Origin of the sequence: Alteromonas sp. KUL42, from assembly GCF_006538325.1 — a bacterium.
Lineage (GTDB): Bacteria > Pseudomonadota > Gammaproteobacteria > Enterobacterales > Alteromonadaceae > Alteromonas.
In genome coordinates this window covers 20,038-31,252 of record NZ_BJKK01000029.1, presented here as the reverse complement: position 1 = coordinate 31,252, position 11,215 = coordinate 20,038, and the positions used below count along the sequence as shown (strand labels likewise).

General features: G+C 43.9%; 7 protein-coding genes. 3 read left to right on the top strand and 4 right to left on the bottom strand.

The genetic code is table 11. The annotated features are described in order from the left end of the window. The 3 genes from EYR97_RS21335 to EYR97_RS21325 form a co-directional block, all read left to right on the top strand. The coding region (locus EYR97_RS21335) for an efflux RND transporter permease subunit (protein WP_181409161.1) at positions 1 to 1,943 on the top strand (1,943 nt) is incomplete at its 5' end. Continuing rightward, the gene (locus EYR97_RS21330; RefSeq protein WP_131095773.1) at positions 1,936 to 3,435 is read left to right on the top strand and encodes a TolC family protein; all 1,500 of its coding nucleotides are present in this window, start codon (positions 1,936 to 1,938) and stop codon (positions 3,433 to 3,435) included. The genes EYR97_RS21335 and EYR97_RS21330, both read left to right, overlap by 8 nt. A 350-nt stretch (positions 3,436 to 3,785) precedes the next feature. After that, a complete protein-coding gene (locus tag EYR97_RS21325; RefSeq protein ID WP_404840982.1) occupies positions 3,786 to 5,837 on the top strand; it encodes a prolyl oligopeptidase family serine peptidase in 2,052 nt (683 codons plus the stop codon). A gap of 37 nt (positions 5,838 to 5,874) precedes the next feature. Here the strand turns inward: EYR97_RS21325 and EYR97_RS21320 are convergent, their stop codons facing one another. The 4 genes from EYR97_RS21320 to EYR97_RS21305 form a co-directional block, all read right to left on the bottom strand. After that, the gene (locus EYR97_RS21320) at positions 5,875 to 6,660 is read right to left on the bottom strand and encodes an ABC transporter substrate-binding protein (protein WP_131095771.1); all 786 of its coding nucleotides are present in this window, start codon (positions 6,658 to 6,660) and stop codon (positions 5,875 to 5,877) included. Positions 6,661 to 6,867: 207 nt separating this feature from the next. Beyond that, on the bottom strand, positions 6,868 to 8,430 hold the full coding sequence (gene ppx, locus EYR97_RS21315) for an exopolyphosphatase (RefSeq protein ID WP_131095770.1): 1,563 nt from the start codon (positions 8,428 to 8,430) through the stop codon (positions 6,868 to 6,870). A gap of 8 nt (positions 8,431 to 8,438) precedes the next feature. Next, the gene (gene ppk1, locus EYR97_RS21310; protein ID WP_131095769.1) at positions 8,439 to 10,511 is read right to left on the bottom strand and encodes a polyphosphate kinase 1; all 2,073 of its coding nucleotides are present in this window, start codon (positions 10,509 to 10,511) and stop codon (positions 8,439 to 8,441) included. A 123-nt stretch (positions 10,512 to 10,634) separates the two neighbouring features. Next, the gene (locus EYR97_RS21305; protein ID WP_131095768.1) at positions 10,635 to 11,141 is read right to left on the bottom strand and encodes a glycine cleavage system protein R; all 507 of its coding nucleotides are present in this window, start codon (positions 11,139 to 11,141) and stop codon (positions 10,635 to 10,637) included. Positions 11,142 to 11,215 lie beyond the last annotated feature (74 nt).

The following is an 11,215-nucleotide window of genomic DNA, read 5'->3' as shown; positions in this document are numbered from 1 at the left end:
TAGAAGCGGTGCATGCCAAAATGGAGGAAAGTAAAACACTCACCCCTTATATGGCAACGCAGCAAGTACTTGGTGAAATGGGTGGTGCAATTATCGCTATTACACTGGTAATGACCGCGGTATTTGTTCCTTTGATTTTCATGACTGGTCCAGTTGGTGTCTTCTATCGACAATTCTCTATTACCATGTCATCGTCCATTGTTATCTCTTGTATTGTGGCGCTTTCTTTAACGCCGGTGTTATGTGCGATGTTGTTGAAAAATCCACATACCCATACCAAAAAAGTAACGCCACTAAGCAGGCTAATCGATGTTTTCAACCGTTGGTTTAATCGTCTAACCGGTCGATACACCAATATTATTAAAGCGTTGGTGACGCGTCGTGTAGTCACGGTAGTGGTATTAGGTGGGTTTGTTGCAACTACATTTGGTTTGAATCAAGCCTTGCCGACGGGCTTCATTCCCGGTGAAGACCAAGGCCAAATTTACGCCATTATTCAAACACCACCAGGGAGTACACTTGAGGCAACAAACACAGTTGCTCGCGAGTTGCAAAGTCTTGCTCTTGAGGTTGAAGGGGTTTCGTCGGTATCGTCACTTGCCGGCTATGAAATTCTTACTGAAGGGCGCGGCTCTAATGCAGGTACGTGTTTGATCAACCTTGATGATTGGGCTGACAGGGAACATTCGGTACGCGATATCATTGAAGAACTTGAGTCTAAAACTCACCACTTGGGGGCTGTAATTGAGTATTTCGAGCCGCCAGTTGTCCCCGGTTACGGCGCGTCTTCAGGGCTTTCGTTCCGCTTACTTGATAAAACCAACACCACTGACTACCAAGAGTTTGATGAAATTAACAAAGCCTTTATGGGCGAGTTGTCGAAACGCAAGGAGCTTAAAGGCCTTTTCACTTTCTATGCTGCCGACTATCCACAATACAAAATTGAAATTGATAACCAAGCTGCCATGCAAAAGGGCGTGTCGATTGGCCAAGCAATGGAAAATTTGAACATTCTTATCGGTAGTACTTACGAACAAGGTTTCACTCGCTTCAACAATTTTTTCAAAGTGTACACCCAAAGTGCACCTGAATACCGTCGCTATCCAAGTGATTTGATGGACTATTACGTACGTAACGAAGAAGGTGAAATGGTGCCTTATTCAGCGTTTATGAAGTTGGTGAAAACCCAAGGACCAAATGAAATTACGCGCTACAACTTGTACACATCAGCAGCTATTCGTGCGGAGCCTGCGAAAGGGTATACCTCTGCAGAAGCCATTAAAGCAGTAGAAGAGGTGGCGGCTGCAACGTTGCCAAAAGGTTACGACATTGGTTGGGAAGGTTTGTCCTTTGACGAAGCAAAGCGTGGTAATGAAGCTGTGGTCATCTTTGCCGTAGTACTGCTGTTTGTTTATATCGTTTTGGCATCACAGTACGAAAGTCTGCTATTGCCATTTGCCGTAATTCTTTCACTGCCAACGGGTATTGTGGGGTCGTTCTTCTTCCTCCAAGGAATGGGACTGGCAAATGACGTTTATGCCCAGTTAGGGCTTGTGATGTTAGTCGGTTTACTGGGTAAAAACGCGGTGTTAATTGTTGAATATGCGGTGCAGAAAAATCAGCAGGGTATGTCTATTGCAGACGCTGCGGTAGAAGCTGCAAAGCAACGTTTCCGTCCTATTCTTATGACATCTTTCTCGTTTGTGGCAGGTCTAATCCCACTTGTTATCGCAACCGGTGCTGGTGCTGTAGGTAACCGTACTATTGGTGCATCAGCATTGGGTGGTACGTTATTCGGTACCATATTTGGTGTGTTAATTATACCTGGCTTGTACTACCTATTTGCCAAGATGGAAGAGGGCAAGTCGCTTATTAAGAACGAAGATCATGTCCCTCTAACTGAAATGTATCACTACAACGATGAGGTACTAAGTGATGACTAAGTTTATTTCACTTAAACGCAACCCGTTGTGGGTTGCTCTTAGCAGTGCACTTTTAGTACAGGCATGTGCAATTCCTACCATTGATGTGCGTGAGCCCCAGGTTAATATTCCAGAGAGCTACAACGTTCAATCAAGTACACAATTAAATGGGCAATCCAAAGCGCAGGCTAATACCGCTGAAAAAGCTGTAACAAGCGATGCGGTGAATATTAATTGGAAGGATTGGTTTAACGACCCTCAACTAGCAGCACTAGTTGAAACCGCGGTGAACAACAATCAAGAAGTGGCTATCTTGCTCCAGCGTATTAATATGGCCGCAAACGAAGTGTATGCCAGAGAAGGTGAGTACCTTCCTGCTGTTTCTGCAGGCGTTGCGGTAGAAACGGAGAAAGTAGGCGAATTTACCCGTGAAGGCGCTGTCGAAGAGCATCTGGATATCAAAGAAGGAAAAGCCTTTCCTGATCCATTGGCTAACTTGCGATTGGGCTTAAATGCATCATGGGAACTCGATGTGTGGCATAAACTACGTGACGCCTCAAAGGTGGCTTCGCTAGAATATATGGCCTCAATCGAAGGGCGTAAGTTCTTTGTTACTCAACTGGTTTCTGAAGTTTCTCGTTGTTACTACGAGCTTCTCGCGTTGGACAACAAACTTGCTAACCTCGATTCAACCATCAAGGTTCAGCAAAATGTAATAAAGACAATCAATACACTGAAGCAATATGGACGTTCGACATCTTTGCCTGTGGCGCGTTTTACCGCCGAAGTAAAAAAGAATGAGAGTGAACGCTTTTTAATTCAACAAGACATTGTCGAAAAAGAAAACACCCTCAATCTACTGTTAGGGCGTGCTCCGCAGCCTATTGAGCGCAACAGTGATGTACTGATGACGGCGGAGATCATCAAGCCTAATGTTGGCGTACCTTCGGCGTTATTGGCGAACCGCGCTGACATAAGGCAAGCTGAATTAACGCTTCAAGCTGCCAATCTTAATATTGATGTCGCTAAAGCAAACTTCTACCCGTCTTTTGAGCTAAAAGCAGGCGTTGGGCTATCTGCTTTCGACTCGCGCTATTTGTTCAATGTGCCTGAGTCACTTGCTTACTCATTGTCTGGGGATATTTTTGCTCCGCTTATCAACCGGCGCGCGATTGAAGCGGTTTATCAAAATGCCAGTGCCGAGCAAGTACAGGCGGCTTATGAATATGAGCTTGCATTACTTCGCGCTGTTGCTGAGGTATCCAACAGTTTATCTAAACTTAACAACTTAGAAAAAAGCGTGGAGGCAAAAGGGCTTCAGATTGCATCTCTTGAACAATCTGTGGATGTTGCTAATCGACTATTTGCGTCTGCACATGGTGAATACCTAGAAGTGCTATTGGCGCAACGAGAGACATTAGAAGCACGAAGCGAGCTAATTGAAACACGCCAACAGCAGTTATCTGCACTGGTAGATCTGTATCAAGCCTTGGGCGGCGGTTGGCAGTCTTAATCTGTTAGCTGAGTTAAAACCAAAAAGGAGAGTAACCGAAAGGGCTCTCCTTTTTTTCGCACTCAACTGACACTTTGCTACCTTTTATTACGTTGCATGGAATTTTGTCGGCTTTTTTAGCAAGTTTAACGTTTATTGTAGTTCTGTCTGATTTATTCATTATCATGAAACGCGTGCCAAAAAGCCTGCACAGTAGCTGTATTTTGAACCGAACATGAGTCTTCTTCTATCAACTATAACAACAAAAAAGGATCGCTATGATTTCCTTTATAAATCGAACAGTTAAATTAGTGAAAACAAGTAAATACTTGCCCTACAGTGCACTTGGTATTGGACTTTTAATAAGCCCAATGACTCATGCCATCGAAACGACAAAAACATCACCGAGTGACACTGAGCAGGTCTTCCAGTCAGAAGATATTTTCAATTTAGAATATGTCAGTGAAGTGCAGGTTTCCCCTGATGGCAAACACATTGCCTATGTAAGACGTTCGAATGACATTATGACAGATAGCACTAGAGCGAATATCTGGCTCGCGTCAGTAGATGGAAAATCTCACCGCCCATTATTGTCGTCTAAGAAAAGTTACTATTCACCCCGTTGGTCGCCAGATGGTAAGCGTTTAGCTTACATTTCCAACGAAGAGGGTAAACCGCAGCTTTACATTCGCTGGATGGACACCGGGCAGACAGCCTTGGTCACTAATTTGACCTCGTCACTAGGTAACATTACCTGGTCGCCCAATGGCGATTATATTGCTTTTACCATGAGTGTAGATGCGGACGAAAAGCCTCTTAAGGTTAATATGCCGAAAAAACCAAAAGACGCGAAGTGGGCGCCTAAATTCGAATATATCACCAAGGCTCGCTATCAAGCTGATGGACGGGGTGTGCTAGACCCTGCTTACACGCATATTTTCATTGTGCCCACCGATGGAGGCACTGCGCGTCAGCTGACATCAGGCGATTATCATCACGGTGGTAGCTTGAGTTTCTCACCAGATTCATCGCAAATCTATTTTTCTGCCAATCGCAGTGACAACTGGGAGTATGAGCCAGTTGAATCAGACATTTATTCTGTAGACATGTCTGGTGTCATCACTCAATTAACTGACTTCAAAGGGGCAGAAAGCTCACCTGTTGTTTCTCCTGATGGAAAGCACATTGCCTATTCTCGTCGTACTGATGAAAAGGTGATGTACAAAAATAGCTATTTGTACGTTATGCAAAGTAACGGTAAAGATCACAAAAACTTAACTGAGAACATTGACAACACAGTGTCTAACTTTCAGTGGAAAGACAACAACCACATTTATTTCCAGCAATCTGTAAGAGGGTTAGCTCAAGTTGATGTGGTGTCATTAAAAGGAAAAGTCAAAGCCGTTGCTGGTGGTTTGGGCGGTACGACTATTGGTCGCCCATATGTATTTGCAACTTATCACGCCGCTGGTGATGTAGTGGCCTATACAAAAGGTTCAACGCATCGCCCTGCAGATGTTTTTGTGACAACGAAGAAAGAACAACAAATTACCTTCCTTAATGAAGACGTGCTTGCCCACAAGCAATTAGGCGAAGTAAAAGAAATCGTTTATCAGTCGTCAATTGATGGCGAAGAGATCCAAGGTTGGTACATCCTTCCACCAAATTATGATAGCAGTAAGAAATACCCACTTATTTTAGAAATTCACGGTGGGCCAAATTTGGCCTATGGCCCGGTGTTTACCGCTGAGCTGCAACGTATGGCTGCGCAAGGGTACATTGTGTTTTACGATAACCATCGCGGCAGTACCGGCTACGGTGAGCGCTTTGCTTTGCTACTTCAAGGTAAATACAGTTCTAAATACGACTTCTCTGATCACATGTCGGGCGTTGATGCGCTAATAGAGAAAGGCCTGGTTGATCCTGAGCGTTTGTTTATAACGGGTGGCTCTGCAGGTGGTATTGCATCGGCCTATGCTATTGGCTTAACCGATCGCTTTAAGGCTGCTGTTGTGGCGAAGCCGGTAATTAACTGGTTGTCAAAAGTGCTTACAGCTGATTCTGGCTTATACCAGATCCCCTTCCAGTTCCCAGGTAAGCCTTGGGAAAATGTAGAGCACTACTGGCAGCGCTCACCGCTTTCTTTGGTGGGCAATGTAACAACCCCCACTATGTTGATGACTGGGGTTGAAGATAAGCGCACGCCAATCTCTGAAAGCGAACAATTCTATCAAGCGTTGAAGCTACAAAAAGTGGATGCTGTATTGGTTAAAGTACCGGGTTCATCTCACGGTATTGCTGCTAAACCATCGCGCATGATTGGAAAAGTAGAAAATATTCTGGCGTGGTTCGCAAAATATGACCCTGCTCAAAATAACGAAAAACTCAGCGAAAAACACAGCGAAGAAAATAGCACAAAGTAAAAGCAAAGCGCTCTACTTTTAAAAAACGCACAAAACGTTAGGGGGCTGTGGCAAACGGCTTAAGCCCCCACTTTCGCATAATGCGTTGATATTCACCGCTCTTTTTAAGTGTATTGAGCGCTTCTTTTATTGCCTCTACTTCCGATGTTTCAGTCATAAGCCCAGTAGCCACATGCAGTTCTGCGCTTAACGGTGCAATATTCAGTTCAGTAATGGCTTTACTAGGGTCAAGCCCCGCAGAGCTAATTTCATAAGCACCAATTTCAAGGTTAGACAAAACGAAGTCTATTCTACCGTAATAGAGTAAACTCCATAGTTGCGGTGGTTCTGCGGTTAGGATCAAGTTTTTGTTTTCCTCAAACCCCTTTTGCCGCAAATAAGATTCTGAGCCGTAACCGCGTATTGTCCCCACGCGATATTCCTTCGCTTCCTCTAAGTCAGTGAGACTTAACGTCTGGTTCTCTTTAAGGCGGATAAGTGAGGCTTCAACATGGTTAATTGGGCTTATCCACTGAAACAATGGCTCTCGTTTTGATGTTCTTAGCAGAGTGAGCAAAACAAAATCAGGCTTGCTAAGCGCTTCTTGATAAGCGCGAGCCCACGGCATGTGCTCTAAAGAACTGGAAAATGGCAACAATGGCGCAAGTGCGTTTGCCAAATCTACATTGACCCCTTGCGGTTTGCCATTTTCATCTTGCCAATAAAAAGGAGGCGTAATTTCACTTAAAAAGCTAACGTGCTTTGACGAAGCAACCGACACGCCACTTATTACCAAGGCACATACAAATACTAACAAGTGCCAAAACTTTACCCAAAGCGTCATGACGTAAACCCACCTCTACAAAATCGAACTACTATAGAATGGAAGCCATTAGACTGTACCAACCAGAGTATGTTGCCCCTCGTTGTAAAATGTACAGCAAAGATTAATGTGCTCTAAATTAGAAAATTCTAATGTGTGGATATTAGTAGGTTACACCAGTTGTTGACAAAGCGTCTAGTAAAGATACAGGTGTACAACTAAAGTTTGTCACTCCAGCTCTTGGTGAATCTCTAAAATGTTTGGCTGAATGTCCAATTGCAAAGACAATGCTTTCCAATATTGACTCTCTCTTAATAGGTCGGCAGAAATAATAGGCTTTTCATCTAACCAGCCATCAGGGAAAATAAGTGTTAATGCATTTTTGTCCGCATTCAATTGAATATCTGGTACAAAACCCTCTTGGCGTTTGATGTTTAAAAGTACGCCTAAGCGCAGTAACGCGATAAGTCGTTTTACAGACAGTTCATCAAATAGGTTAAAAGCAGGTAGTTCATTGGTGCGAATTTTCTTTCTATGAAAGCGAACCAGCGTAGCCAATAACAGCTGTTGTTCTTGTGTAAACCCCGGCATATCAACATTAGCCAGTATATAGGCACTGTGCTTTTGAATGCCGCGAGAGTTTATTTGCATACCCACTTCGTGAAGCAGAGCAGCCCATCCAAGCATACTTTTAAAATCACGCGCCTTTAACTTCCATGAGCTCTCCACTTTATTAAACAACATCAATGTGGTGTTTAATACCATGGTGGCTTGAGACGTATCAACATCGTACCGAGTGGCTAAACTACTGGCTGTGCGCCCGCGAATATCAGCGTGGTGCAGTTCATCTTCCATTTGATACAGCACACCTTCACGCAGTGCGGCAGGTGAATAAACTAGGCCGTCAATTTCAAGGGCTTTAAATACAGCAATTAAAATGGCAAGACCGCCAGCAATAACAACGCGGCGATCTTCACTTAAGTCAGGGTAACTCAATTTGTCTATGTGACCTGCACTGACAAATTGTTTCATTAAATTACGCAAGCTCTTAAGCGTGACAGGAATATCATGTCCGTTGGTGCGGTCCTGTTGACACAGCACAAACAAAGAGCGAATAGTACCAGATGTACCAATACACTGTACCCAACCCAAACGACGATATTTGTTATCAATCATTTCGAGTTCTTGCTCTGCTGCGGTAATTGCGCGGTCAAAAGCTTTGTTCTTAAGTTCACCGTTGGGGAAGAAGCGCTTGGTATAACTTACACAACCCATTTGCAAACTGCGGCAAAGTAATGGGGTAAAGCCTTCGCCAATGACGAACTCAGTTGAGCCTCCGCCAATATCGATGACAAGTTGTTGTCCGTCAGAATGATTGGTATGGGCGACCCCTGAATAGATAAGGCGAGCTTCTTCTACACCGGAGATCACTTCAATAGGATAGGGAAGGATTTCTTTTGCAGCGTTAATAAAAGCGCGGGCATTACGCGCCTTTCGCAATGTGTGAGTGGCGACTATACGCACCGAATCGGGCTCAAAGCCTTTCAGGCTTTCAGCGACCACTTTTAACATTGAAAGCCCGCGTTCCATGGCTTCTCCAGTTAAAATGTCGTCCTCGTTTAAACCTTCAGCCAAGCGAACTTTTTGCTTTACGCGATGAAGAATTTGAACTGACCCAGCAACAATACGCGCTACCACCAAGTGAAAGCTGTTTGAGCCAATGTCTAATGCAGCTACTTTACTAACTTCTCTGGTTTCCACATCATTAAATACAGATTCGTGCTGGGTCACTTAAATTCCTACATAGTTTCTTCAAGCTTTTTCAAATAGTCATAAATCTCTATTTGAGAGCGAAGTTTTTTACGATTACCCCTGCGAACGTACTTGTTGCTCTGATCCTTGTCAATCACTCGAGCCTTGAGGGTATCTTTAAATTGTAGCTCCATTATATCAACAATGCGCTGTTGAAGCCCTTTGTCATACACAGGGCAGCCCACTTCGATACGGTTGTCCATATTGCGCGTCATCCAGTCAGCAGAGGAAATATACACTTTTCTGTCACCACCACCTTCAAAAATCATTACGCGAGGGTGCTCTAAAAACCTATCAACAATAGAAATGATCTCGATGTTTTCACTTACCCCTTTTATACCTGGATTAAGTGAGCACATTCCTCGCACGATACCTCTTATCTTCACGCCAGCTTGGCTTGCGCGATATAAATCATCCATTAATTCCTTATCTACAAGGTTATTAATTTTAAACGTGATTTGCGCTTTATGCCCTTGGTTAAGGTGCTGAATTTCTTGACGAATAAGCGACTGAATTTTAGTTCGTGCGTTTAACGGTGAAATTTGCAAATGTTGGAACTTGTAGCGGCGGTAGGGGTATTGAATTAAATCGAATACAGCCACACCCTCATCGGCTAATTCTTGGTTGCGCGTAAACAAACTGTAGTCGGTATAGATTTTAGCGGTTTTTTCGTTGAAGTTACCGGTACCAAAGTGCGCGTAGTTAACTAAACTACCTCGCTCTTCACGGGTTACAATGCACAGTTTTGAGTGAATTTTTAGTGTGGGTACGCCAAGTATTACGCGGATACCCGCGTCGGTCATGCGTTTTGACCACTGGATATTGGCCTCTTCATCAAAGCGCGCGCGTAGTTCCACTACTACGGTCACTTTTTTACCATTGTCTACCGCATCAATAAGTGAATTAATAATACGTGAATTACTGGCTACGCGGTATATGTTAATACGGATGGTTTTTACGTTGGGGTCGAAGGCGGCTTGACGCACAAACTCGGTAAAGTGCAAAAACCTGTGATACGGGTAATACAGCAAAATATCTCGCGCGGTAATGGCATCGAATACCGTATTGTGCTTTGAAAAAGCATTGCTATCGATAGCCGGCAACGGTGCGTGCTCTAAGTATTCTCGGCCAACGTTGGGGAACCCGATAAAATCTTTAAAGTTACGATAGTGCCCAGCAGCATGCATGGTATCAAGTTTGGTTATTTTCAAGCGCTTGCGCAAGTCTTGCTGCATGTCTTGAGGCATGTTGTTGTCGTAAATAACGCGAACAGGCTCGGCGATAAGACGCTGCTTCATACTTTCGGACATTTTTTCCACGAAGCTCTCGTCAATTTCTTCGTTTATGGAATATTCCGCATCGCGGGTCATTTTAAAAGAAAATGATTCTATCTCGTCGAACTTTACAAAGCCGCGGAAAATGTCCTCAAGGCACAATTGAATCATGTCATCGAGAAGAATGATGTTCTTCTTCTTGCGACTCTTTTGTGGAGGGATGAGCATAAAACGAGACATTTCTGTGGTCGGTACTTGCACTACGGCAAATCGCGGGTTGCGTTCGTGGCGTCGCAGGGCAACATAAAGATAAACCGAGGTACCGTTTAAGCGACTTAATAAGTCGGTTTTTTTGTCGATGAGAATAGGCGCAATATGACGAAGTACTTTGTTGACAAAAAAATTGCGTACCCACTGGCGTTGATAATCATCAAGGTCATCTTTGCGCAGAATATGGATGTTGTAGCGGGCAAGTGCTCTTAAGACGTCTTTGTGTATCTGGTCGAATTTTTCGGAAAGCTGGACAACTTTCTTCTGAATTTGCGCCATCAATAGGGTTTGACGCTCTGCTTCTTCTTCATTGCCATCGTTTTGAGCAATGGTAATTTGACGTTTTACGTCAGCTGCGCGCACTCGATAGAACTCGTCGAGATTGTTTGAGTAAATGCCTAGAAAGCGAATACGCTCTACAGCAGGATTGTTTTTGTCAGCAGCTTCTTGCAATACGCGTTCATTAAACGCCAGCCAGCTTAGTTCTTTGGGATAATATAAAACGTCGCTATCCATAATGTCTCAAATTACGTTCATAAAAAAGGTCAAAGACTGCCATGAGTCAGTGACACTACTGTGACAGCGTCAACATAGTTGTGTAGTTAGAATGGGCAACTATGTTGACGCTCAGGTCCTTCGTTAACGGGTTGCAGAAATATCTACAACTAAATCGTTAGCTAATGCTTCAAGTGCGTCTTGCAGCGCACGATCATCGAAGTTTTCGGGCACAGCAATCTCGGCCTTCGCTTTAAAGATCAAACTTCCCCAGTTAGGTGCGCTCTCGCAATGCGAGGCAAACGTAAGAATGTTTAAATTGAACTGGTTAAGTACAGAGGTGAGCTCTTGCACAATACCTGTTTTATCATTGCCCATAACATCGACAGTTAACTTTGTCGTATTACTTTCTTGCGATGCAGCAACGGCAACGGATTGCACTGATAGGTCTTTAATAGCGTCAAGTGCGGTAACAAGAGCTTCTTTTTCTTCCGCAGCTACATGTACTTCCACAAAGCCAGTAAACATACCAGCCATATGCGCAAAGCTAGAGCCTTGCCAGTTTCCTTGATGTTTGTATATACACTTGGCTAGCGCGTCAACTAAACCAGGCTTGTCTTTACCCATTATGCTAATAACCAATGACTGCATGTCGTGCTCCTCGGCGGGTTGGAAAAGAAATTCTTTGATCGTCTAATTGCAGGGTAATACCATAGCGCAGCATG

What these genes read in the sequence shown, in the direction of transcription:
- EYR97_RS21330 (WP_131095773.1), top strand. Translation starts at nt 1,936, where the DNA reads ATGACTAAGTTTATTTCACTTAAACGCAACCCGTTGTGGGTTGCTCTT.
- EYR97_RS21325 (WP_404840982.1), top strand. Translation starts at nt 3,786, where the DNA reads ATGACTCATGCCATCGAAACGACAAAAACATCACCGAGTGACACTGAG.
- EYR97_RS21320 (WP_131095771.1), bottom strand. Translation starts at nt 6,660, where the DNA reads ATGACGCTTTGGGTAAAGTTTTGGCACTTGTTAGTATTTGTATGTGCC.
- ppk1 (WP_131095769.1), bottom strand. Translation starts at nt 10,511, where the DNA reads ATGGATAGCGACGTTTTATATTATCCCAAAGAACTAAGCTGGCTGGCG.
- EYR97_RS21305 (WP_131095768.1), bottom strand. Translation starts at nt 11,141, where the DNA reads ATGCAGTCATTGGTTATTAGCATAATGGGTAAAGACAAGCCTGGTTTA.